Origin of the sequence: Providencia sp. PROV182 (genome assembly GCF_028480325.1) — a bacterium.
Classification (GTDB): domain Bacteria; phylum Pseudomonadota; class Gammaproteobacteria; order Enterobacterales; family Enterobacteriaceae; genus Providencia; species Providencia hangzhouensis.
Window position 1 is genome coordinate 152,431 of sequence record NZ_JAMPOL010000024.1, and the last position, 25,973, is coordinate 178,403.

At 40.4% G+C, this 25,973-nt stretch carries 22 protein-coding genes; 15 read left to right on the plus strand and 7 right to left on the minus strand.

Features of this window, described 5'->3' with window-relative positions; all coding sequences use genetic code 11:
• Window positions 1-57: 57 nt before the first annotated feature.
• A complete protein-coding gene (locus PR834_RS17250) occupies window positions 58-2,151 on the minus strand; it encodes an IgaA/UmoB family intracellular growth attenuator (protein WP_004263171.1) in 2,094 nt (697 codons plus the stop codon).
• A gap of 325 nt (window positions 2,152-2,476) precedes the next feature.
• Between PR834_RS17250 and nudE the strand changes: the two genes are divergently transcribed.
• Window positions 2,477-3,028, plus strand: coding sequence for an ADP compounds hydrolase NudE (gene nudE / locus PR834_RS17255; RefSeq protein ID WP_094962884.1), 552 nt, complete (start codon window positions 2,477-2,479; stop codon window positions 3,026-3,028).
• A 156-nt stretch (window positions 3,029-3,184) separates the two neighbouring features.
• On the opposite strand, the gene mrcA is transcribed toward nudE, so the two are convergent.
• Window positions 3,185-5,701 carry a peptidoglycan glycosyltransferase/peptidoglycan DD-transpeptidase MrcA gene (gene mrcA, locus PR834_RS17260; protein ID WP_140171901.1) on the minus strand — a complete coding sequence of 839 codons (2,517 nt, stop codon included), beginning with the start codon at window positions 5,699-5,701 and terminating at the stop codon, window positions 3,185-3,187.
• Between the two features lie 116 nt (window positions 5,702-5,817).
• On the opposite strand from mrcA, the gene PR834_RS17265 reads away from it, so the two are divergent.
• The 11 genes from PR834_RS17265 to trpS all read left to right on the plus strand — a co-directional run bounded on the left by PR834_RS17265 (window position 5,818) and on the right by trpS (window position 15,546).
• Window positions 5,818-6,648: a hypothetical protein gene (locus PR834_RS17265; RefSeq protein WP_036958620.1), complete on the plus strand. Its 831-nt coding sequence runs from the start codon at window positions 5,818-5,820 to the stop codon at window positions 6,646-6,648.
• Between the two features lie 3 nt (window positions 6,649-6,651).
• A complete protein-coding gene (locus PR834_RS17270; RefSeq protein ID WP_004263186.1) occupies window positions 6,652-7,197 on the plus strand; it encodes a PilN domain-containing protein in 546 nt (181 codons plus the stop codon).
• Entirely contained in the window at window positions 7,190-7,738 is a 549-nt protein-coding gene (locus PR834_RS17275; RefSeq protein ID WP_110592746.1) for a hypothetical protein, read from the plus strand. The genes PR834_RS17270 and PR834_RS17275 overlap by 8 nt, the downstream gene beginning before the upstream one ends.
• Window positions 7,731-8,795, plus strand: a complete 1,065-nt coding sequence (locus tag PR834_RS17280; RefSeq protein ID WP_442959649.1) for a transporter — start codon at window positions 7,731-7,733, stop codon at window positions 8,793-8,795. Before PR834_RS17275 ends, PR834_RS17280 begins: the two co-directional genes overlap by 8 nt.
• A gap of 507 nt (window positions 8,796-9,302) precedes the next feature.
• The gene (gene aroK, locus PR834_RS17285) at window positions 9,303-9,824 is read left to right on the plus strand and encodes a shikimate kinase AroK (RefSeq protein ID WP_004263200.1); all 522 of its coding nucleotides are present in this window, start codon (window positions 9,303-9,305) and stop codon (window positions 9,822-9,824) included.
• Window positions 9,825-9,869: 45 nt separating this feature from the next.
• Entirely contained in the window at window positions 9,870-10,958 is a 1,089-nt protein-coding gene (aroB, locus tag PR834_RS17290) for a 3-dehydroquinate synthase (protein ID WP_004263201.1), read from the plus strand.
• A 261-nt stretch (window positions 10,959-11,219) separates the two neighbouring features.
• Window positions 11,220-12,125, plus strand: coding sequence for an SPOR domain-containing protein (locus tag PR834_RS17295; protein WP_096863477.1), 906 nt, complete (start codon window positions 11,220-11,222; stop codon window positions 12,123-12,125).
• An 82-nt stretch (window positions 12,126-12,207) separates the two neighbouring features.
• Window positions 12,208-13,110: an adenine-specific DNA-methyltransferase gene (gene dam / locus PR834_RS17300; protein WP_004263205.1), complete on the plus strand. Its 903-nt coding sequence runs from the start codon at window positions 12,208-12,210 to the stop codon at window positions 13,108-13,110.
• A gap of 15 nt (window positions 13,111-13,125) precedes the next feature.
• Entirely contained in the window at window positions 13,126-13,800 is a 675-nt protein-coding gene (gene rpe / locus PR834_RS17305; RefSeq protein WP_004263207.1) for a ribulose-phosphate 3-epimerase, read from the plus strand.
• The gene (locus PR834_RS17310; protein WP_140171897.1) at window positions 13,797-14,489 is read left to right on the plus strand and encodes a phosphoglycolate phosphatase; all 693 of its coding nucleotides are present in this window, start codon (window positions 13,797-13,799) and stop codon (window positions 14,487-14,489) included. Before rpe ends, PR834_RS17310 begins: the two co-directional genes overlap by 4 nt.
• Window positions 14,490-14,505: 16 nt before the next feature.
• Entirely contained in the window at window positions 14,506-15,546 is a 1,041-nt protein-coding gene (gene trpS, locus PR834_RS17315; protein WP_272536819.1) for a tryptophan--tRNA ligase, read from the plus strand.
• A gap of 96 nt (window positions 15,547-15,642) precedes the next feature.
• Here trpS and PR834_RS17320 read toward each other — a convergent pair whose 3' ends face one another.
• Window positions 15,643-16,320, minus strand: a complete 678-nt coding sequence (locus PR834_RS17320) for a hydrolase (protein ID WP_004263214.1) — start codon at window positions 16,318-16,320, stop codon at window positions 15,643-15,645.
• 266 nt (window positions 16,321-16,586) lie between these two features.
• Between PR834_RS17320 and PR834_RS17325 the strand changes: the two genes are divergently transcribed.
• A complete protein-coding gene (locus PR834_RS17325; RefSeq protein ID WP_272536820.1) occupies window positions 16,587-17,462 on the plus strand; it encodes a pirin family protein in 876 nt (291 codons plus the stop codon).
• Window positions 17,463-17,506: 44 nt separating this feature from the next.
• Here the strand turns inward: PR834_RS17325 and PR834_RS17330 are convergent, their stop codons facing one another.
• On the minus strand, window positions 17,507-18,412 hold the full coding sequence (locus PR834_RS17330) for a LysR substrate-binding domain-containing protein (protein WP_004263222.1): 906 nt from the start codon (window positions 18,410-18,412) through the stop codon (window positions 17,507-17,509).
• A gap of 186 nt (window positions 18,413-18,598) precedes the next feature.
• Between PR834_RS17330 and PR834_RS17335 the strand changes: the two genes are divergently transcribed.
• Entirely contained in the window at window positions 18,599-20,284 is a 1,686-nt protein-coding gene (locus PR834_RS17335; RefSeq protein ID WP_272536821.1) for an ABC transporter ATP-binding protein, read from the plus strand.
• Window positions 20,277-21,911, plus strand: a complete 1,635-nt coding sequence (locus PR834_RS17340) for an ATP-binding cassette domain-containing protein (RefSeq protein ID WP_272536822.1) — start codon at window positions 20,277-20,279, stop codon at window positions 21,909-21,911. Before PR834_RS17335 ends, PR834_RS17340 begins: the two co-directional genes overlap by 8 nt.
• A gap of 65 nt (window positions 21,912-21,976) precedes the next feature.
• Here the strand turns inward: PR834_RS17340 and yiiM are convergent, their stop codons facing one another.
• From yiiM to PR834_RS17355, 3 genes are read right to left on the minus strand one after another with little or no spacing between them, the layout of a single operon-like run.
• Entirely contained in the window at window positions 21,977-22,654 is a 678-nt protein-coding gene (gene yiiM, locus PR834_RS17345) for a 6-hydroxyaminopurine reductase (RefSeq protein WP_094962894.1), read from the minus strand.
• 55 nt (window positions 22,655-22,709) lie between these two features.
• Window positions 22,710-24,128, minus strand: a complete 1,419-nt coding sequence (locus PR834_RS17350) for a J domain-containing protein (protein WP_272536823.1) — start codon at window positions 24,126-24,128, stop codon at window positions 22,710-22,712.
• The gene (locus PR834_RS17355; RefSeq protein ID WP_164454790.1) at window positions 24,128-25,834 is read right to left on the minus strand and encodes an Hsp70 family protein; all 1,707 of its coding nucleotides are present in this window, start codon (window positions 25,832-25,834) and stop codon (window positions 24,128-24,130) included. Before PR834_RS17355 ends, PR834_RS17350 begins: the two co-directional genes overlap by 1 nt.
• Window positions 25,835-25,973: the final 139 nt, after the last annotated feature.

Sequence of the window (25,973 nt, forward strand, 5' to 3'; positions counted from 1 at the left end):
CCTCAACATAAGTCTGAATCAAACTAAGAAGAGGCTCCCTCTACTTCCGGGATGATGCTATCGACGATAGGAAGGGGGATTAGCCTCAAAGCATTTATCATAATATTCTGTGATATTACGCAAACGCTTCTTATTATTCAAAACACGTAGCACAATCAACGAACCATTTAACAACGCACACACCAACAAAAATAGGATAAAAAGCGCACTACATATATACTGAGATACCACTTTTTCATTGGGTTCTTCATGCAACACAATTTGCAATGTCCCATTGGCATCTACTGATAAATCCGTAATTACACCTTCAATATTGAACGGTGTATTGATCAGAAGATTTGATAACCTTTGCAACTCTTGCCAACGCTGTAATGGCGATAGCTCATTAAAAGAAGCTCCCTGTATCGAATCAACTAAAGGCTTGTTTTCATCACTAATTAATAAAACACCACCAGGAGGCGGACTATTAATTTTGCGCACTTCTCTATCTATTTCTGTCCTGATAAAATCATATATGGTGTCTTCCACGATGTTTTCCAAGGCCTCAGCGCTACCAGCACGCAATAAAACATGAGCCCCTTTTAGTTTTCCCGTAGACGCTTTCTTTACTAAAGAAGGCCAATCATCTGTACTCCCTAGGTTAGTCAGTGCATTTTTTAATTTTAGGCAGTTATCAGAATTATGGCACAGTTGTTCTGTCCCCATGATGATAGCCGAAAAATCAAAGATAATATTCATCCCTGATTTCATAATATCCCGCTGTAATCTTGGGTTAACTCCTGTCGAGTTTTTATCTGGATGCAATTGGCTTTTGACGGTATCAAGCAATGATATTGAGTGTTCAACAACCTCTGATTGAGGTTCAGTCTGTAAACTAACATCATTCCAATAAATACCAGAGCAATCAAACGGCACAAATTGAGCTTGGTTTTCTTTATTCAAATTCGGTGATCGGTAACACATCCCTTTTCCTTGGGCAACTAATGTATCCCCAACTTTGAGCTGACGGGAAGCGAGCTCATTAGGACTCTCAGCCTTGATTTTCTCTGTGCCACCTAGCCACGCAAAACCCAGTTTTATTGGCAAATCTATCGGTTGATATGCAAATATCAGGGCCATCGTTAATAAAGCCCCAACTAACATCAATACATTCTTTTTGAACCGTTTGTACGGGTAATAGCGCTCTTCTTCATGCAAAGAAAGATACTTACCGTGCCTGACCACCTCACCCGTCGTATAAAAATCAATATTTACAGCTTGGTTTTCTTCGTATTTTAAATAATTCGTCCAATGATTAGGGTAGTGCAAGTCAATACCAGCAATAGACGTATTGGTGGAATATTTTTTATCCAGTTCGCCATAGAGTTCCCAGCGCTTTGGTTGGCCATGAATGCATTGAATATCTTGATATTGTCGGGGAAACATCCTAGAACGAAAGAGAATAAGTAACCCAATAATAAACGTAATCGTTGTGATCACTAATCCTGATTCCTGTAATAAAGGAATCGAAACAAGGGTTAAATAACCAAATAAAAAACTCAGGCAGATAATCGCAGCACCAAGCCAACCTGTAGAATGGTGTAGCCGATGTTCTTCATTCGTCTCTTTACGAACTTTCAATCGCTCAATACTATGCTGGCCACGTTCTTGAATTGCCGCATCAGGCCATGTTGAATCGATAGGCATACCCGTTTGCCATTCACTACTGAAATCTTTCAGCGAATGGCTATTCATTGAAATAATTAACGGCAAGTGGTCTGTTTCCACTATTTCCATAACATTTTGGCGTTGCAAAAAAGGCTCAAGCTGTGAAGGGAGCTGAACCTCAATTGTATCAATAAAATAGCGCCAACTATTTCCTTGCTCTTGGCGTAAGTTAAAACGTGTCAATGAATGGCAAACTGTCGCTATGATTGAGTTTTTTTTGATTTGCCATGGATGCTGAGATGTATTTGTTGATATAGCAGCGCAATAATTTAAATACTGGGAGATGGTTTGGTAATCTGAATCAATCATTTTCCTAAATGATGGTGACGCTACAGAAGGTATTTGATAGACGCCAGAATGCCGCCCCCGCCTAAAATATAGGAAGGAAGCCATTATAGTCAGGCTAATAACAATTATAGCCGTTATAATGACATGGTTCAGCATTGTTTCCCCAATGAAAAATGAATAAGAAAAGCATATCAGCCCTCACACTTCCTAAAAATAAGCCGATTCCTATTCTATTTGTAGTTTTTATTTTAAATTACAACATCTTGTAAAAAATGTTTTATTTGTTTACCCGTATTATTTGTTTGAGTCAATTATACTAACAGCATTTTATCTACTCGATAATATCTATCATTTTATTTTGATATAGGTCATAGTTGTATGATGATTTCGAAATACGGGCAGTGCTAGGTAAAACGCGTCTCGTAAATCAATGAAATATGCTTTTAGCAATAGATTTCACTCATCCTGTTCGGAAATCGTTATGACAGAGTTAAAAAAACCTAAAATCTTGAATATTCAAGATGTTGCTCAATCAAAATTATTCAGCATTCAATCAGTTGACCTCGAATTTAGTAATGGTGAAAAACGAGTCTATGAAAGAATGCGGCCCGCAAAACGCGAAGCGGTTCTTATTGTTCCTATCATGGGTGATAACCTCATCCTCATTCGCGAATACGCTGTCGGGATTGAAAGCTATGAATTAGGCTTTCCCAAAGGTGCTATCGACCCCGGTGAAATTGCCATTGAAGCAGCCCAGCGTGAACTCAAAGAAGAAATTGGTTATGGCGCTAATCACATGGTTCAGCTCGCCAAACTGACGATGTCGCCATCATACTTTTCAAGTAAAATGAATATTCTTATCGCTCAAGACTTATACAGGGAAAAACTCAAAGGAGATGAGCCTGAACCTCTACAACAAGAGCTATGGCCAATATCTCGAATGATGGAATTACTGGAACACCCTGATTTCAACGAAGCTCGGAATATTAGCGCACTTTTCTATCTAGAACGTTACCTAAAAAGTGTTAGGTAATAACACTTAACATTACATCTGCTGTATGTTATTTCTATAACTAATCATTAATATAGGTATATAACCTACTGATATATTAAACGTCTCTATAGAAAACACCCCATGTTTTAAACCAACAATGGGGTGCTAATTATAGGTATTTAACCAACAATAATTTTAAAATAGCTCTTGGCTGGCCCCGCCTTCCGTAGAAATTGTCGTACCTACCTCTTGTACCGCATGTTCTTTCGGTTCAGTTCCTTCAATAAAATACTCACGACGGGAGGAACCTAATTTACCTGTTCTGCTATCAATGGAGACCGAAATAACACCTTTAGGCGGTTTCATTGTTTTCACTGGTACCCCTGCCAAAATAGACTTCATAAAGTCGTTCCACATGGGTTGTGCACTTTTAGCCCCGGCTTCACCACGACCTAATGTTCGCCTATTATCATCGAAACCAATCCATGCAGAAGCAACAACATCTGGGCCATAGCCAGAGAACCAAGCATCCTTAGAGCTGTTAGTTGTCCCTGTTTTCCCACCAATATCACGGCGACCACCTAAGTCTCTCGCTGCACGCCAACCTGTACCTGACCAACCAGGCTCGCCATAAATATTGGTCATCATCGCATCCCTAATTAAGAATGCAAGTGGGGTATTAATTACATGAGGTGCATATTGGTCACCAGAGTTCCCGTCTAAGTTAGCTGCCGTCGTTAATTCCATTGTTGGCTCTTTTATGACGGTATTATCGCCTGATTGTGTCACTTCTTCGGTAGACTCATCATCAATACCGTTGCTCACAATAGTGCGTTCCGTATCACCATAAATTACCGGAATATTCGTGCAATCAGGGCATGCTATTTTAGGGTTGGCTTCGAAAATAACCTCATCATTATGATTTTCGATCTTCGAAATGTAGTATGGGTCAATCAAATACCCACCATTGGACATGACAGCATATCCACGAACCATTTGCATTGGTGTGAATGATGGCGCACCTAGCGCTAACGCCTCAGTGCGGTTAATATTTTCCGCTGGAAAACCAAAGCGAGTCAGATAATCAGCCGCATAATCCACCCCCATGGCTCTCATTGCACGAACCATCACAACGTTTTTTGATTGGCCTAAACCTTGACGTAAACGAATAGGCCCATCATAGCGAGGAGGTGAATTCTTAGGACGCCAATCAGAACCTGCACCTGCATCCCAACGGCTAATTGGTACATCATTAAGTAATGATGATAATGTCAGGCCTTTATCCATTGCCGCTGTATATAGGAAAGGTTTAATATTCGAACCAACTTGGCGTAATGATTGGGTGACTCGGTTAAACTCACTCATATTGAAGTCAAACCCACCAACTAGCGCAATAATCGCCCCATCATTTGGATTTAAAGCAACAAATGCCGCATTCGCATCAGGTACTTGCCCTAACCACCAGTTATCTTTAACTTTTCGAACCCAAATTTGCTCACCCACTTGCATGACTGCATTTACAGCTCTTGGCGCGGCACCTTGTTGAGTATCTGAAATAAATTTACGCGCCCAACGCACACCGGTCATTGTAATAGGAATTTGCGAACCATCAGCTAACATCACTTGCGCTTCTGAAGCTGTTGCAGATGTCACAACTGCAGGCATTAAAGGCCCATAAACCGGCATTTTTTTCAATTTTTCGACTATCTGCTCTGCTGTCCAAGCCGTTTCATTCTGTTTCCATAAAACCTCGGCAGGACCGCGATAACCGTGGCGAGTATCGTAGTCGATCAAATTATTACGGACTGCGGTTGTTGCAGCTTCCTGATCTTTACGGATCACCGTAGTGTAGACTTTATACCCATCGGTATACGCATCTTCACCATATTTATCAAACAAGGTTTGACGTGCCATTTCGGCTAAATACGGCGCAGAAAAATCAATTTTCGGCGCATGATACGAAGCAACTATTTTTTCATTTTTTGCTTGTTCATACTGGTCTTGAGTAATGTATTTCTCCTCAAACATGCGAGAAAGAACCACATTACGACGACTTACCGCACGGTCATAAGAATACAGAGGGTTAAATGTAGAAGGTGCTTTTGGTAAACCTGCAATCATCGCAATTTCACTAAGCGTCAACTCATCCACTGTCTTACCAAAATAAACGTACGCAGCTGCTCCGACGCCATAAGCACGGTTACCTAAATAAATTTTATTCAGGTACAACTCCATAATTTCATCTTTAGTAAAAAGCTGCTCAATGCGAATAGCCAAAAATGCCTCTTTAGCTTTACGCATGAGGGTTTTTTCAGGGCTTAAATAAAAATTTCTCGCGAGCTGCTGAGTGATTGTACTGGCCCCTTGAGATGCATGGCCAGAAGACGCCATTACGGTAACCGCACGGAAAATACCAATAGGGTCAATCCCATGGTGCTCATAAAAACGGCTATCTTCAGTGGCGATAAACGCTTTGATCATTAAAGGAGGAATTTCTGCCAGAGGTAAAGGAATACGACGCTTTTCCCCATATTGGGCAATCAATTCGTTATCCGCACTGTATACCTGCATTGGAATTTGCAGACGAATGTCTTTCATTGTTGCTACATCAGGTAACTCACCTTCCACATATTTATACATGCCATAAATCGAGGCGGTTCCCAAAAAAATGCAACAGAAAACAAGAATAAAAAAATATTTTACGAACTTCACCGGAAAATTCCCATGCTCGGCTAACAAGAGGGTTTAGATATCACTAACACACAGTATAAAGCTTATACAGCACAATAGAAATCGTAATTTATTTGTTAATGATAAGGAAATTAACTATGTATACATCAAAATGGAACATTGGGATCGACCTCTATCGAGATAGAATACAGCTAGTCGCTGCAAAGCGGCGCAGACAATACTGGCATTTATGTGAATGTTGGCAACAACAATTACCATTCGAGCTAACTGATAATTCTAGCCATGAACAATATCAAATTTTACTGAATATTTTATTACAATGGCGTCAGAAATTACCTAAAAAGTGTTCCGTATCCTTCGCATTACCCGCTGTCCGTACAATAAAACAACAAATTTCATTACCCAGTGAAATCAAATTGCCACAACCAGAATTAGGGTGGTATTTACAATCTCAAGCTGAAAAACGTTTTTCTATGCACGCCCAAGAGCTGGTTATCGACTATCGCGTCATCAAACAACAGGTTTATTTTAATGGGGCCCGCCAGTCAGATATTACTTTTTGGCAAAATCTATTTACAGAAAGCGGGTTCAATCTGCTTGCTATTGATGTCGCCCCCATAGCTTTACGTTATGTGGCAAGAAACGCGGGTTTACCCGATGAATGCTGGGTTATTCATTATCGACAAGGTGAATGGCTTTGGTCAGGGCCAATTAGCCAACCAGCTAATTATAACCATTTGCAAGATACCGATATACCGACACTTTCCCACTTGCTGCCCTTTATTGATCAAGAAAAAGCCTCACCTATTTACCTCATTACAGATCATGAACAGATTTCTCGTACTGATGAGGTAGCTCACCACTGGGAATTACGCCAAGCTTTTCAACAGCATAATATTAAATTACCACAGTTACTGGGGGATTTTGTGATTGCTGCCGGTCTTGCTTTACGTCATGGAGATATTTAATTGATGGAAATATACCAAGTTAACTTTCTCCCTTGGCGCCAACAGCAAATAAAAAAGAAGATACGAGAGTTTTTACTCTTTTGTTCTGTGGTTTGCTGCTCAGTGATTATAGCGTGTGTTTTTTTATTTATTTTTCAACAAATTGAAATGAAAGACCTAAAAAATAGAAAGCACAATAACCAACTACAATATGAACAGATACAACAATTAGTATTGCAAATCGCGACTCAACAAACACAGATTAATAGCTTAATGAGCAAAAAAAGAAAGATAGATAGCATCATAGTAAATAACCAATTTTTACTTAAGTTACTACAAAACCTTCCAACTCTAACTCCACCCAAAAGTTGGCTAACAAATCTACAGTTAATGAATAACAAAATAGAGATCAAAGCTAACAGTTATGATTTTCAAGATATCAATTCGCTTGGCTTACAACTTAAAAATCACCCAGGTTTGAGTGATATTCAATTGAAAAAAATCAGCCGAGTGAATCAATTAAACCGTTTACACCTCACAGCCAAATATCAAGGAGTGCTCGATGAATGAGTCCATACATTCTTTTTGGTATCGCCCATTTTGGCAACAAACCCTACCTGTTTGGTTCTTAATTGTGCTTTGTATCACTGCGGGGTATTTTTTATACTGGAAAAAAAATCAAAATCAGATCATGGAATTAACCATTGAGAACCTGAATTTAATTGAAGCAATTACAAGAGAAAAGAAAGCTCTCTATCACTCACCTTCGTTACAACAACTTGAAAAACAAGCTCAATCACTAAAGCAATCCGTTGATATTAAAGAAGCTCCTCTTGAATTACTGACACAGTTAAATACCTTGCTCTCACATTCATCTGTGACACTTAATCAATTGCAACCAACAGATACCAATACCTATTTTATGGAGTTCCAAGGTCACTTCATTCCTATTTATCACGTTATAGAACAGCTTCTTACCCTTCCTCAAACCCAGAGATGGCATTTTCATGACATAAAAATATATTTAAAACAAGGAATTATCATCACCTCCATCTCATTTTCATTGTTCAACGACACTCTCGCTATCAAGGATGAAAACCGCAATGAATAGCTCACGAACTAACATCCTCATGCTGATTGCTGGGGGACTCTTCTTTTTATCTTCATTTTTAATCTCTGCCGAAGAGGTTAGAGATCCTTTTGCACCACTGATACCTCCCTTAGTAATAGAAAACCAGCCTACTCCGGAAACAGCAGTAGCGCAGGTAACGCCAAGTAAAACATCATTAACCCAAAAGATATTTAAATTAATCTCAACCAATGTCCAAGAGGTTCGTCATCTATTAGAACATCCAGATACTTCGTTATTATCAAAAAATGCCTCTATCCATCACGATATCACGACAAACAGCCTCATTATTAAAGAGGATCCAGATCGATTAGCACTGATTGATGAATGGATAAAACATCAAGATAAGCCAAATAAACAAGTACAGATCACTGCACATATCATTAGTAGCAGCCGAACTGCATTACAGGAGTTGGGCTTAGAATGGGGAATGATGGCAGGTGGAAATCTAAACGCTAATCACTTATATCGCTACAATCGTTACTCTTCAATATCAGGACAATTTGCCTTCAATGTTCTTAGTCTTGGTGATGGTTTACTTGAAATGAAACTGAAAGCATTAGAAAAAGAAAATCTGCTTTCTATTATTGCGAGTCCTCGTTTAGTTGCTTCGCATCAACAACCCGCAAGTATTCAGCAAGGTACAGAGATCCCCTATGTCACCAGTAATGACAAGAAAACACACGTACAATTTAAAGATGCCGTTCTGGGTATGGATGTTACCCCCTCGATTGTGCGTGATGAAAAAATTGAGTTAAACCTTAAAATTAGTCATAACTCACCCGATACTGCACTCACTAGCAGCCAACATCATCACTTAGCCATCAATAAACAAGAAATCGCAACTAACGTAACCATCAAAAATAATGAAACCCTTATCCTTGGGGGAATTTTTCAGCAAAAACAAGAAAAAACAGAGATGGGCTTACCCTTTTTATCTCATATCCCTTTTCTAGGTACATTATTCACAAATACGGCAAAGCATACAGATAAGCGTGTCCTTATTATTTTTATAACACCAAAACTTATCAATATTTAACATGGAAAAAATAACGCATATACTTCAAATAGTTGAATACACAATAAGTCAAAGATGACAAAAAAAAATATTTTTTATGGCATAAACCTACCGGATAAATTTGACGCTGGCGTCGTTTTAGCATACAAGGTTATCCATTGAGTGTTCTAACTATCCGTAGATTAAAGAACAAGCTGTCAGTCGCTTATAAAACAGCCACAATTAATGTTGCTCTATTCTTAACAGAAATAACTTGCTGATACCAATAGCTAGAAACTGTTAAAAAGCATGATAAACAAGGCATTAGACAACATAGACGGCTCAAGTATCGAAACCTGTAATTTTAAATATGGCACTTTGCTTGCTTAGTGCCATATTTATATAGTTGCAATTCAGGTTGATGTATTGAGATAATTTTCTTATCTGATCTCACATCATCACTTATGAGGTTTCAGTTTAGGTCCCGCCGCTAATCTGATTGGCGGGGCGGGTAATCATTAACGAATAATCGTAGTAATACCAAAAAACATGGCAGAGAAACGCAATATCTTTCTGGTTGGACCAATGGGTGCTGGCAAAAGTACTATTGGCCGTCAGTTGGCTCAACAGCTTAATATGGAGTTTTTCGACTCTGATCACGAGATAGAAAAACGCACTGGCGCAGATGTAGGCTGGGTATTCGACCTTGAAGGTGAAGAAGGCTTTCGCGATCGCGAAGAAAAAATCATCAATGAGCTTACAGAGAAACAAGGCATTGTATTAGCAACAGGTGGTGGCTCTGTTAAGTCCAAAGAGACCCGTAATCGCCTATCCGCTCGCGGTGTCGTTGTTTATCTTGAGACCACAATTGAGAAACAATTATCTCGTACACAACGTGACAAAAAACGTCCACTGCTACAAGTTGACGAACCCGCACGTGAGGTTCTTGAGAAACTGGCTGACGAACGTAATCCTATGTATGAAGAAATTGCTGATATTACCATTCATACTGATGAGCAAAGTGCAAAAGTTGTTGCCAACCAAATCATTGAACTATTAGAAAAAAACTAATTGTTCATGGTGTTATTTTCAAAAATGAACTCAAGGTAAAGCAAGATGGAAAAAGTCACCGTCACTCTAGGCGAACGTAGCTATCCAATCAATATTGCACCCGGCTTATATCAACAAACCGGGGCATTTGAGCCATTAACTGCGGGTCAACGAGCAATGATCGTGACAAATGAAACTCTTGCCCCTATTTATCTCGATAAGATAAAGAATGCCCTTGAAACTTCAGGCGTAAAAGTTGATACCATCATTCTACCGGATGGTGAACAATACAAATCATTATTCATTATGAATGATGTATTTACCGCATTACTTGAAAAACACCATAACCGTGACACCACCCTCATCGCTCTTGGTGGGGGCGTCATTGGTGACCTAACAGGTTTCGCAGCAGCAAGCTATCAGCGTGGAGTACGTTTTATTCAAGTACCTACGACCTTATTATCTCAAGTGGACTCTTCTGTCGGTGGTAAAACCGCCGTCAATCACCCACTAGGGAAAAATATGATCGGCGCATTTTATCAGCCCGCTTCTGTTGTGGTTGATCTCAACTGCTTAAAAACTCTCCCACCAAGAGAACTTGCCTCCGGCTTAGCAGAAGTCATTAAATATGGCATTATCCTCGATAGTGAATTTTTTAGCTGGCTAGAAGAGAATATTGATGCCCTCGTCTCTCTTGATGACCAAGCGATGGCTTACTGTATTCGCCGTTGTTGTGAACTAAAAGCACAAGTGGTTGCTGCGGATGAAAAAGAAACCAGTGGGTTACGTGCATTATTGAACTTAGGCCATACCTTTGGTCATGCTATCGAAGCGCATATGGGCTATGGCGTCTGGTTACATGGTGAAGCTGTCGCGGCTGGCATGGTTATGGCAGCAAAAACAGCAGAATTACTTGGTCAATTTACTCCTGAACAAACTCAGCGGGTGGTCACACTTTTAGAGCGTGCATCACTTCCCGTCAAAGGCCCTTCACAAATGAAGCCCGATGATTATCTCCCACATATGATGCGAGATAAAAAAGTGATGGGTGGAAAACTGCATTTAATTTTGCCTACCACTATCGGCCATTCGGAAATGCGTTCAGATGTTGATACGCAGACTGTCATTGCGGCAATATCATCCTGTATGTCATAAAACGAAGAAAAAGCTGAATTTTTACTGGCGTTTTAAAATGTTACTGGTAGATGTTCACTAAAGTCGTTAAATTATACGGTGTGCCTACGCCTATATACGAAACCCTGAAAAAGCGTATTATCAATACCACTTTGGCTAGCGTGGTATTACGAAAGGATATATGCTTTAAATAAGCAGCGATGTCCTGCTTGGTCGTTAGAGGTTGTACTGATAAGAGACATTTTATCTCTACTATAGGCAAATTTTATTCGGGAGAGGAAAATGGACGAATTTAAACCAGATAACCAGTCTCAAGGTCAAAATGATCTTAGGCCTGATACATCAGATAGACCGACAGGGCGCTCACGCCAATCATCATCTGCTGCAAAACCTAAAATTGCACTTTCACGTCAACATATTATGATTGGTGTGGGTGTACTGGTCTTATTGCTGCTCATTATTGCTATCAGCTCAGCGCTGAAAGCCCCTACAGAGCATGAAAAGCAACAAACAACGGGTGCCAATAATTCACAGAATATCGATTTATCGGGTTCCTCATCGTTGACAAATTCACAAGGTCAAACGCTATCAGGGCAACCGCAAGAAATCACTGGTTCACAAATTACGCCAACGCCAACCCAAGGCGAACCTCAAACTCAACCAAATGGTCTGGGTGAGCGAATCGAAATACCTGGCGATGTAGTTGATGCCTTAAACCAAGGCCAAGTTTCTGTGCCAGGCACTAGCCAGCCACAAAATACGACACCGTTAACGCCACCAACCGTTAAACCTGTGGAACAACAACCCGTAGTCAAACCAGTAACGCCAGAAAAAACACCTGTAAAACCCGTTGAGCCAAAACACCCTGTGCAAACTAAACAGCCAGCAAAATCAACGGCAAGTAGCCAAGGTAGCAATATCATGTCTGCACCAGCAGGTAGCTACACATTGCAACTCAGCAGTGCAAGCCGCTCTGATACACTGGAAGCTTTCGCAAAAGAAAACAAATTGGCCAATTACAAAGTTTATAAAACCATACGTAATGGGCAAACTTGGTATGTTCTTATTCACGGAAATTATAGTTCAGTGACCGACGCAAAAAATGCAATAGGGACCTTACCTGCTGCAGTACAAGCGAAAAAACCGTGGGTTAGAAATATGAAACAAGTCAAACAGGATCAAAAATAACAACGTTTTTCCCCGGGCGCATTATGTTGTCCTGACAGAGTATAAATGCAGTTACTCTAAACGATTGTAATAATAAGACGGCATGAAAAAAAAACGCGCTTTTTTAAAATGGGCTGGGGGTAAATACCCCCTTGTGGAAGAAATCAAAAAACACCTTCCACAAGGTGATTGCTTAATTGAGCCTTTTGTTGGTGCTGGGTCAGTGTTTTTAAACACCAGTTATGATTCATACATACTGGCAGATATCAACAGTGACCTCATCAACCTTTACAATACGGTTAAAGACCGCGCTGATGCTTTTATTGAAGAAGCCCAGCAAATCTTCACACCTGAATATAATACTTCCGAACAATATTATTTAATGCGTGAAGCCTTTAACCAATCGACCGATACTGAGAAACGCAGTGTCCTTTTTTTATACTTAAACCGCCACTGCTATAATGGGTTATGCCGCTATAATTCTCGTGGTGAATTTAACGTTCCTTTTGGCCGCTATAAAAAGCCCTATTTTCCTAAAGAAGAATTACTGTGGTTTGCTGAAAAATCACAAAATGCCACGTTTATGACTCAGCATTATGGTGAAACTTTGCTCAACGCAAAAGAGGGGTCTGTTGTCTACTGTGACCCACCATATGCACCTTTATCAGATACAGCTAACTTCACGGCGTATCACACGAATGCATTTAATTCGCTCGAACAACAAAACTTAGCTATTTTGGCTCAAAAGTTATCAACAGAAAGTAAAATTCCTGTCTTGATCTCAAATCATGATACCCCGATGACGAGAGAGTGGTATTATCAAGCTCAATTGCATATTGTAAAAGTACGTCGCACCATTAGTAGAAATATATTAAACCGGACAAAAGTCAATGAGTTACTGGCATTATATCCGGGTATACCTAATAGCCTTTCTCCTAGAAAAACGGATAAGAAAAAAACGCAGCGCCTTGTACCTAGCGATGAATGGCTCTCAGATAACGATTAATAATCGGAGACAATAATGAAAAACTTTCTCATTGCCCCATCTATTTTATCTGCTGACTTTGCACGTTTAGGCGAAGATACCGCCAATGTTCTTGCAGCTGGTGCCGATATTGTGCATTTTGACGTTATGGACAACCACTACGTACCCAACTTAACGTTTGGCGCACCTATATGTAAAGCACTGCGAGACTACGGAATTACTGCACCTATCGATGTTCATTTAATGGTGAAGCCAGTTGACCGCATTATCCCAGATTTTGCTAAGGCCGGTGCAACCCATATTAGTTTCCATCCTGAAGCCAGCGAACATGTTGACCGCTCACTACAGTTAATTCGCGAACATGGCTGTACCGCGGGGTTAGTATTTAACCCAGCAACACCACTTAGCTACCTTGATTACGTCATGGATAAAGTTGATATGATCCTACTCATGTCTGTGAACCCAGGGTTTGGAGGCCAATCGTTTATCCCACAAACACTCAATAAATTGCGCCAAGTCCGTAAATTAATTGATGAAAGTGGCTATGATATTCGTTTGGAAGTCGACGGCGGTGTCAAAGTGAATAATATCGCAGAGATTGCAGCGGCAGGTGCCGATACCTTCGTTGCGGGTTCTGCTATTTTCGACCAACCGGACTATAAAACCGTCATCGACGCGATGCGTAACGAATTACAAAAGGTATCTCAATGACTGAAGTGGTATTAGAGAATATCAAAGCGATCGCTTTCGATTTAGACGGCACACTCGTAGACAGTGCAGCTGGCTTAGCTGAAGCCATCGACAACATGCTCAAAGAATTTAATTTTGCCCCTGCAGGTAAAGAACGCGTTTCTATTTGGGTAGGCAATGGTGTTGATGTGTTAGTTGAACGCGCACTTTCATGGGCAGGTGCCGAAATCACACCTGAGCGACAAAAAAAAGCTCGAGCCAGTTTTGATAAATTCTATGCAACGTCCGTCACAACAGGCAGCCAACTGTTTCCTGGAGTAAAAGACACTTTAGAGCAATTAGCAAAACATGGCTTACCTATGGGGATTGTTACTAATAAAGCGACCCCATTTATTGCGCCATTATTAAAGAAATTAGGTATTGAACACTACTTTTCTCTAGTCTTGGGTAGCGATGACGTCAAAGCTTTAAAACCGCATCCTGCTCCCCTCTACCTAACGATGGGAACATTCGGTTTACGTAAAGAAGAATTGCTTTTTGTCGGCGATTCTCGTAATGATATTATTGCAGCGAAAAGCGCTGAATGCCCGTGTGTCGGTCTGACCTACGGTTATAACTATGGTGAATCTATTGCACTGAGTGAACCGAACTGTGTATTAACACATTTTTCTGATTTATTACCTGCAATCGGGTTATCTGAAATAAAATAAGCAAGGACATAACTAAATGAGCACTCCCACTGAAAAATTAAAGCAACCCCAAAAACCAATCGTATTCAGCGGCGCACAGCCTTCCGGTGAATTAACCATCGGTAACTACATGGGTGCATTACGTCAGTGGGTACAAATGCAAGATGACTACGACTGCATTTACTGTATCGTTGACCAGCACGCCATCACCGTTCGCCAAGACCCTGTTGAACTGCGTAAAAGAACCCTCGATACACTTGCGCTCTATTTAGCATGTGGTATTGACCCGAAAAAAAGCACCATTTTTGTGCAGTCACACGTACCACAACACGCTCAACTGAGCTGGGCGCTTAACTGCTACACCTATTTCGGTGAGTTGAGCCGTATGACTCAGTTTAAAGATAAATCTGCCCGTCACGCAGAAAATATCAATGCGGGACTCTTTGATTACCCAGTACTAATGGCAGCAGATATTTTGATTTATCAAACGAATCAAGTACCTGTTGGTATTGACCAGAAACAACACCTTGAATTGAGCCGTGATATTGCTCAACGCTTCAATGCCATTTATGGTGATATTTTCACTGTACCCGATCCATTCATTCCGACTGGTGGTGGTGCCCGTGTTATGGCTCTGCAAGATCCAACCAAGAAAATGTCTAAGTCCGATGATAACCGTAACAACGTTATCGCCTTATTAGAAGACCCGAAATCTGTCGTGAAAAAAATCAAACGCGCAATGACTGACTCCGAAGAGCCACCTCGTATTCGTTATGATTTAGAAAACAAACCAGGGGTTTCTAACTTATTAGATATCATGTCGGGTGTGACAGGTAAGAAAATTGCTGAACTTGAAGCCGAATTTGAAGGGCAAATGTACGGTCATCTTAAAGGGGCCGTGGCAGAAGCCGTTTCCGGTATGTTAACCACACTTCAAACTCGTTATCATGAATTCCGTAATAACGAAGCGCTGCTCAACCAAATTATGGATGAAGGCGCAACCAAAGCCGCTGCTCGCGCACAAGAAACGTTAGATAAAGTTTACGAAGCTATTGGCTTCGTTAAACGCCCTCAGTAACAATCATTGTATTAACTCAGTAAAAATGGGGTTTTTCCCCCATTTTTACTCTAATCAATTTTCACCAATTAATTCATTGATGCTGTTTATTTCACCTTAACGCTCTGAATCTAATTGTTCATTATTTTTCAGAACATCTTGCGCCTTGCTGTAGCTCTCAATTAATAATTGATAAGCAGGGAAGATTTGTGTGTAAGCCATTGCCCACTCCTCCGCATCTTCGCGGTTCCAAGTCCCTTGTAGTTCTGAAGCAACCGCAGCAGTATCCATCGGCACCACACCCGCTTGAACAACACGCGCTAAAGTAATTTCTTGCGCCATTTTGCTGTAAGTGCCTGAAGCGTCAATCACCACAAATACTTGGTAGCCATCCATCACCGCACTAATTGCAGGGAACGCCATACAAACACTGGTAATAGTTCCGGCAATAATCAGTTGCTTTTTACCTGTTGCTTTCACGGCCGCCACAAACTCTGGGTTATCCCATGCATTAATTTCACCGCGGCGTGCAATATATTGTGCATGTGGTGCATTTTGATGAATTTCTGGTATCAACGGGCCATTTGGGCCTTGAGGTACAGAAGCAGTTGTTATTACTGGAATTTTAGCTAGGGAAGCCATTTTAGCCAGAACAGCGGCGCGAGCACGTAATTCCGTCATTGGCATATCACCTACAGTTTGAAATAAACCACTCTGGTGATCGATTAATAACATCACCGCATCTTCTGGGTTAATAGCAGGACGTTGACCATTAAAATTAGCTGGGCTACTCATGATGAAACCTCTCAATCGATAAAATATGAAACCTGTTTTTGATTTAAAAATAGAACGATAGCCGCTCCGTTTTCGTGTTATTTAGATTAATTCATCGATTTAAGGCTGAGTAGTCCAGTTTTTAGTAAACACTGTTCTATAAATAGAATAATTAGACTTTATTCTATTGTTCTATCACTGCAACAATGAAACCTATTTTTGCCACTACTGCCAAATGATTTGCTCCTTTATTATTCAGTCATCAAAACAATTTTAGGAGCAAAACCATGAAAAAAATTATTGGTATCTATCAATCTCCTCGTAGCCATTGGGTAGGAGACGGCTTCCCTGTCCGTTCAATGTTTAGCTATAACGATCATGGGAAATACCTCAACCCATTCCTTTTGCTCGACAGAGCGGGGCCTTTTGATTTCCCAAGCTCAAATTCAGCAAACAGAGGCGTTGGAGAGCACCCACACCGTGGGTTTGAAACAGTCACGATTGTGTATGATGGCGAAGTCGCCCACCATGACTCTACGGGTGAAGGTGGTGTAATAGGTCCAGGTGATGTTCAGTGGATGACTGCAGCATCGGGTATTTTGCATCAAGAGTATCAGTCTGATGCCTTCATGAAAAAAGGTGGCACACTTGATATGGTGCAACTGTGGGTCAATTTGCCAGCAAAAGACAAATCAGCGGCCCCCGGCTACCAGCTGTTAGAAAGCCAAAGCATGCCAAAAGTCGCATTACCCAATGATGCAGGTACATTGCGAGTGATTGCCGGTGACTATTTGGGCAATAAGGGTGCAGCACAAACCTTTAGTCCATTGGATGTATGGGATTTGCAGCTTAACAAAGGTAAAACTGTGGGTATCCCAACTAAAGCGGGACGCCATGTCGGTTTAGTCATGCTACGTGGTTCAATATTTGTTGATGACCGTTCTGCTTTAAACGAAGGGGAACTGATGATCCTCGACGATACAGACAGCAATATTCTGTTAGAAGCCACAGAAGATGCCTTAGTGCTGTTACTCAGTGGTGATCCCATTAACGAGCCAGTTGTTGGCTACGGCCCCTTTGTGATGAATACTGTTCAAGAAATCAATGAAGCCATAAATGATTTCAACAGTGGGAAATTTGGCCGCATTCCTGAAACACAATAAATGACGAATATTTCCCTGATAGCCTAATGTGCTATCGGGGAAATTTATTTCACTGACGGCGAAATATTATCTGCTAAATAATTTAACAGTAATTGGATTGATGGCAACAACCCTTTACGTGATGGATATACTGCATGAATGATATCTTCAGGAAACTGCCATTGTGGTAATACCTCTATCAAATTCCCTGATTCAATGTCTTTTTCTACCACACCATAAGGTAGCCTTGCGATCCCGACACCTTTTAGCGCCGCGCGATATAACGTTAAGATATCTGTTGTCGCTAACTTAGGGGTAAAATGCTGTGTAAAGCTAAGGTCGTCACTGTTTTTGAGGGTTAACGTGTAATTTTGTGAATGCTCTGTATTCGCTAACATCGGGTAATCCACCAGCTTTTCTGGTTCTATGAGTTCACCCTGCTCTGCGAATAATTGTGGGCTAGCCACTAATATACGCCGTGAATACCCTAGTACTTTCATCATTAAGCCTGAATCATCTAAGGGCAATGAACGCACGCGAATAGCTAAATCCAACCCTTCACTAATAACATCAACAGGGCGGTTAACCGCTAAGATTTGGATATCGATATCAGGGTATTTCATCATAAAATCTACAAGTAATTCATTGAGATATACTTGTAATAGTGCAACTGGGCACGATAGTTTGATCGTTCCTTTAGGATGTGACTGAACGGAACAAATCAATTCGTGAGCAACTTCAGCTTCATCAACTACATTTTTACACTGCTGATAAAAAACTTGTCCCACTTCCGTGACATGAAACTGGCGGGTAGAACGGTAAATCAATGAAACATTAAGTTTTTTTTCTAAATCTGCAATGCGACGACTTAATTTAGATTTAGGGATCCCTAGAGCCAAACCCGCTTGTGAAAAACCACCATATTCGACAACTTTCACAAAATAGTAGAGATCATTTAAATCATATTGCATCTCATTCCCCCAATATTCCCAATCGCAATATCACATCTTACTAAAAACCCTAAAAAAGCGCTTTAAAAATGAATACTGCCACTTAAGGCCTGCAAACAAAACAAATAGTCTGGTGAGCAAAACAACTAATTCACGATAACAAAGCGAAATAAATTAAAGTGACAGATTCGCTATTGGAGGTTTCGCATGTACCGCGCACTCAGGGAATTACTTCACCCCTATCGTTTCACATTATTATTTGCACTTATTTTACAAGCTATTGCAGGCCTCTGTTCACTCATTCCATTAATAGCAATTAGCCAAGTTGCAGTTGCTCCCGTTCATCAATATTATGAGTGGGTTATTATTGCTTGTACCGGTGGTGTAAGTTGGCTAATTTGCCAAACTCTTGCTCTGTATTTAACACATCAAACGGATAACCATCTCTGCCATCAAGTCAGACTACAACTTCTGAATAAAGTAGAAAAACTTCCATTAAACCACTTTGCCCAACATGGTAGAGACGGCTTTTTACAAATTGCAGATCGCGATGTGCGAGGGTTACATCAATTAACCGCTCATGCCCCCGCTGATATTACAAAATTGATTATCCTCCCCACAACAGCAACTCTCATTCTATTATGGCAAAATGCCCTACTCACCGTTTTTTGCTTAATACCGTTAATTGTCTCTGTTTTTTTATTTAGACAAATGCGTTCTGTGCGTTATCAGGCGCTATACACCGCACGTAACCAAGCAATGGGCTCTCTATATCAACAATACGCCGAACTCGCAGATAACCCGCTGCAAGCAAGGCAATATCCTAATCAATCCATTCAAAAGAAAGCATCACAAGCTCTATATCAATTTGAAATCGCCTTTAAACGATGGATAAGAAAAATAGGTGCCTTGAGCTCACTGACCCAAGTCGGTATCAGCAGCACATTGCTGTCATTATGGGTTATTTTTGGGGTCTCATTGCTGCCAGCGCCCGCGCCTCTCGATCAAATCATTTTGTTCATTCTATTAATCAGCAGTATCGCCGCACCGGTTGCTGCAATGGGGCATGGCGCAGACGCCTTAAACCTTGCCGTCAGCGCATCAGAACGTATTCGCCAGTTTCTAACTGAACCAGACATGCATTACGGAGAAAAGGACGTTATCCCATCCCAAGGTGAGCTCAAACTTGTCCAAGTTGACGTTAAAATAGGTGATAATCCAATATTATCAAATATTAATATCACCGTAGAGCCTAACGAATTTATCGCTATTGTCGGGGCATCTGGTGCAGGGAAAAGTACTTTATTACAGCTTATGGCGCGCTATTTAGACCCAACTGAAGGAAATGTGCTCTTTAACTCAGCGCCATTACCATCTCTATCATTGACAAGTTTGAACCGTACAGTTTCCATCGTCATGCAAAACTCCCCTCCTTTGCCTTGTTCTATTCGTGAAAATCTACAGCTATTTGCCCCCAACACCACTGAAGATAATATGTACCGTTATCTTAATGAACTCAACTTATTATCGATTGTAAAACAACAGCCTAAAGGGCTAGATGCCGTAATAGGGCAAGATATGGTGTTATCCGGTGGAGAAGCTCAACGCCTCGCAATTGCGCGTGCACTCCTATCGTCAGCGCCTTTATTGCTGCTTGATGAACCAACATCAGCGCTTGACCCACAAAATGCACAACGGGTTCTCAATTTATTACACTCCGAGCCGCGAACCTGTGTATTAATTACCCATGACTTAAGCAGTTTGAATCTAGCAGACCGCATATTATTGTTAGACAACGGAAAATTAATCGCACAAGGCTCGCATCAATACCTTTCAATACATTCAGAACCCTATCAGCAACTTTTACGTGCCTTGGAGGATAACTGTGCTTAAACGCTTATTGTACACCGTACGTAATGCTATATTTTGGATGACGCTAAGCGCTGTTTTAGAGGGAATTAGCGGGTTATTTTTATTTGTTGTTATTTTAGATTGGCACCTTGATACCACAATGCCATTAACATTATTCGCTCTTTCTAGTTTAACGACATTAGCCGTAACATTTATAGCCACTCAAAAAGGCTATTTTGCTGGGGGGTTAGTGATGCGCTATCTTGCTACAGCACTTATTCGCCATCTGCCTCTTTCATTACAACCCATATCAAACAGCAGCCAACTAATTTCAGGGCCGGTATCACAGGTTATGTCTGTACCTGCACATTTGTTGCATCCTATTATTAGTGGGTTAATTACACCTTGTACTATCGTGATCGGGGTTTTAATCTATCAAAGTACATTTGGCGCTATTTTACTGTTTATACTCTTTTTGTTATTAATTTCTTTACGCTTGTCTGCCAGCAAAATTGCTTTTTTCGAACGAGCAGTTCATGAGTCAGAACAACAAGCAATGAGTGCACTCAACCAATATGCTCTCCACCAGCCATTGATTCGTCGTTCAAGTACTCACTATGAGCACCTGCATCCTAAACTTGCCTTAGCATCCCAATATCAAACTCAGAGACAACTACAACGAAGAAGCTTGCCATTTCACTTATTATTTTCATTAATGGTACAAACCGCGTTTATTACGCTCTTTGGATTCGGAATTTATTTAGTTGATCATGCAAAGATGCCACTAAACATGTGGCTAGCCGGGTTAGTTTTATTAGCTCGTTTAATTGAGCCTATGTGGTTACTTTCTCATTTAGACCAATCAATTAGGCAAATGAAAAAAGCAATTCAACAAATCGAAAAAGCCTTGAAGGCCCCCGTGTTGAACTTTCCTTATCGTTCATTAACACCCACTATCGATAGCGTTAGCTGTGAACAGTTATCATTTTACAGTGATAATAAAAAACGCATTTTACAAAATATAAACCTTAACTTTAAAGAACATACAATTACCGTCATTGTAGGTCCATCAGGAGCAGGAAAAAGTACATTATTAGGCTTACTCGCCCGCTTACAAGACCCAACACATGGCAGTGTGAACTACGGTAATAAAAATATTAAAAACCTATCACAAGAGGTGTTGTGTGCTCGCCGGGGAGTCTTACTGCAAGATAGCCGTTTATTTAGCGGTAGCGTACGCCAAAATTTGGTACTTGATGATGATAATATTGATGACCGGGCAATCAGTGCATTACTGATACAACTTAATTTCACTGCCAATCATACGTTCTTAGAAAAAGAGGTAGGTGCCGGTGGTATGTTACTTTCTGGAGGACAAAGACAACGGCTGTGTATTGCAAGGCTGATTCTACAGCATCCTAATATCATTTTAATGGATGAACCAACGGCAAGCCTTGATAATATCAATACAGCCTCCGTGATTGACCTTATTACTCAAGCAAAACAACAAACACGTATCATCGTCACCCACCAGCCTAATCTCGCTCGCCAAGCAGACCATGTTGTGTATATGGAGAAAGGAAAAATTATTGCTCAGGGAACACATCTCGAATTAATGGCAAATATCCCGTGGTACCAACAGTTTATACAACAAATGCCTAAGACTTAGGCGTTATATTGCTAGCAAGTGCTTATGGCCAAATACTCTCTTTGCCATAAGCACATCGCTTTATATTAACGCTTACCAAACAACCGGTGCTTAAACTCTTCAATTCGGTGGTTATCTAAACGGTTCTGCATGGTTAAGCTCCAACTTGCGGATAACCCTGCAGCACTTAAAAGCCGCTGATACAGCTCTTCATCATAAGGGGCGTGAAATGCAATCATAATCGCTTCTTGTACTGAAATATCACTATTGCGGCTCAATAATGTTAATGGCGCATTTTCACTAACATTGCCTGTTTTAATGACACGGTACAGCCAACCACAGCGCCCATTGTCTTGCATCATTTGTGCAAAATTTTCAATTCCCGTTAACCCATTGAGCTTATAGCAAGGGGAACGAGGCTGAGTGACCTGAATACGCGCGTCACCCCATGCAAAAATATCCCCAATAAATACATTTTCTTCACTCATACCCAATGTTGATATATTTTCCCCAAATGCAGAGGCAACAAATAAATCGGCTAAATCAGGATACGCATTTACCCAGAAATCATAATGTTCACGAGGATAATGGCAAAGTGCTCTATCAGGCCCGCCATGGAAGCGTTTTTCAGCTTGTTCATCGCCATCAAGTCCCAATTGCCCTAACATCAATAACCCATCGGCAGCTTGCTTATGAATAGCGCTGTGCCCACAAAACTGGGTTGCTTGGACTTTACCGATAAAAACTTGGGGAGATACTTTCATGTAAGATCACACCTTAATACTCACATAGGATGAAATAACTGTTACTGTGTTCAAGTTACCATAACCCATGGTTAATAACCTCACTAATTTTTAGCAGGGCTCCTATCAATGTCAGCTCTAAAATAATATATATCAATAGCCCCCAAGTGAGCGTAATCCACCAAGAATTAAACCACTTTAAAAATATCCATGGAAACCCAAGAATACGCGATACGGTTATCCCTGGTAACCTCAATTTTGGTATCCCTTTTGTCTTTGGTACTATTTGCCAGATGATCATTAACAAGAACATACCGCTAAACATGATAGTTCCCACCTGATTATCACCACCTTTAATTGTAATATTCACTACGTCAGCAATGACAGACATAATGAATACATATATCCCTGTCAGCACCATTATCGAAAATAGGAAATCCAATAATAAAAATATAGCACCAGAAGTGTCTTTATTTTTATTTAAAAAGAAAAATAATAACGCATCACTAAGATATAAATAGAAAATAAAAATCATCGCAACTGCGATAATAACCCGATTATCGATATCCGGAGACGGTGCCGCAATACAAAATATACTTCCCCAAAACATAAGAAGAAATAAATGAGAAAGAGAAAAACATACTCTAGGTTGACTGAAAAAAGCGGCCACTGCTGGATTAACTCGATCTGCAAGCTCTGGGTAATTTTGTATCAACTGCTGATATTGCTTCATCAACAAATCCAGCACCCCAGGTACTAACCGCATCCACCCAGTCACTTCTGCCTGCTTTCCAATTAAAAATTGCATTGTAAATGCTGAGATCGAGTACTTATGTGATGCTTCAATTTCGCAATCTCGCCATGCACGTTCAACAGCAGTTTTACGTAATTGATTTTGAATACCTTCTTGAATAAACATTGGAACCACACTGTCTGAATTATAATCATTTAACTGCCAATTCAATAATTCAGAAGCACAATCTACGGTCGATTCCATTAAGCCCTGCTGTTGTGATAATGCTTTGGCAAAATCCTTATGAAACTGAGAAAAAATATGTAAATTGCCTTTTTCCATCACATGAGCCCAAAGAAAAGATAGCGCGGCCTTCCCTTTGCTTTCATTCTCCACAATCAGGCTCGCGACAGTATCAATTTCATCTTGAGTATAAACAGCTTCAGCCACAGTGATAGCTGGTAAAGGTTCATCCACTACAAATGTGTTTGATAGCCAATCAGAAAAATAAATATCTTGATACCTGGTGTGTTCATTTAATAATACGGCTTCACCATAACTTTCGTCTTCAGAAGCAACTTCAGGCTGAGAACTCACTTGATAAGAGGATACGTTTTTTGCATTTTCAAATGCTTCTCTTAGCTGCTGATACTCTTTTGGATGAGTATCGGGTCGATATTTTTTGAGTTGCTTTGCATAAGCCCTACGGATTTCTTTTTCATCACGAGTAAACGGAATTCCCAATATTTGCCACATATCCATTAATGCAAATCCCTTTCATATCGTTTCAAAAATTGAACAACTTGCTGGCGAAATGTTGCGATCAAGCGTAAATCTTGGCTATTTAACGCTATCTCAAACTCAGTTGTTATCTTATCGACCCAAAGTCTGTCATCACCGAGCAAGAATTCATATAATTGAGAACAACGGGCTAACAATTCTCTATTTTCAGGCATATCCCTTGGATGCTGCTTTAACCCTGCAATTTTTGCCAAGCTGGCTGAAATTTGAGCCTCACTCATTTGGCCAGGTACCTTTTCGATCAATAACCGATAAACCTTAGGGCTACCTTGATAATGACACTCAACTTCAAGTAAACCATCAACCGTGTAAGTAAACCTAACTTCAATCGTCACTTCCCCGGCTGGTCGTGGAGGAATATCTATCTTTAATTCCCCAAGGAAAACATTATCTTTGACTAGGCGAGCTTCACCTTGATATACCTTGAGTAAAATATGCTCTTGGTTATCTACAATTGTACTTAGTTCCTGCATCTTACTGATAGGCAAGAAATTATTGCGTTCAATAATAGGAAGATAGTAACCAAATTCAAAACGCTCACCATGCTGTTTCGTGGTATCAACCCCCAATGAAAATGGCATGACATCGGTTAAAACGATATCATCCAAAGCGCAATCTGCCATTACCATACCTGCTTGGACACCAGCCCCTAAAGCAACTGCCTCATCAGGATTTAAATCATGCCGTGGAAATCGCCCGAAAAGACGAGCTACGGTTTGTCTAACGAGAGGCATACGTGTCGCCCCTCCCACTAGCAATATATCGTCAAGATCATTAAGCGAAAAACGGGAGTCATGCAATGCCTGTAAAATAGGTTGTTGAAGGCGAGCTAATAAAGGCTGACAACAAGTAGCTAGCTCTTGTTCTGTCATTTTCCATTCAAAATCTGACTCATTCCAATGCATAGAAACATAGCATTCTGGTGCTTGGCTCAAGGCTAACTTGAGATGTTCCGCCAATTTCAATAATTCAGGCCGTATCAGAAACTGATCTTTGTGTAATTCGGGGTACTTTTTCAACATCCATTGATAAATCACTTCACGAAAATCATCACCGCCTAAGCGTACATCACCACTACTAGCACAAACTTCGATAACGCCTTCAAACATATCGATGATCGATACGTCAAACGTGCCCCCTCCTAGGTCAAATGTGAGGTATTTATGTTCTTTATTTTCGAGTAACCCAAAAGCAAGTGAAGCAGCTGTTGGCTCATTTAATAACCTTACAACATTCAACCCAGCAAGCTGCCCCGCTGTTTTAACTGCGCGGCGCTGGACATCATTAAAATAAGCAGGAACTGTAATTATGGCGTCTTTGACGGCATAACCTAACCATGCTTCAACATCATCTTTAAGTTGACGTAACAACAAAGCGGAGACTTCTTCAGCACGAAATACAAGCTTACCTAGTGTTATAGTGGCATCGGTTCCCATATAACGTTTGAAACTCGCTTTAGTTATATTAGGATGACTTTGTAAACGTTCATGAGCAGCTTGTCCTACGATAATCTGGCCTTCATCATCTAAACCAACCACAGAAGGTGTTAGAACGTTTCCTTGTAGATTAGGAATTAGGACTGATTTGCCATCTAACCACAAACTTACCGCACTGTTACTTGTCCCAAGGTCAATCCCCATGACTAAGTGTGTTGCTAAACGATCCATTTTTATTTATTCCTTATTTATCAACAAACTAAATCCATATCATTATTGAAATAAATTAATAACCAATATTTTAAATGATAATGAGTTTTATTTAATAATAAAAAGTAAAGTTTTGGAATCGATATCAAATTGTAGGCAT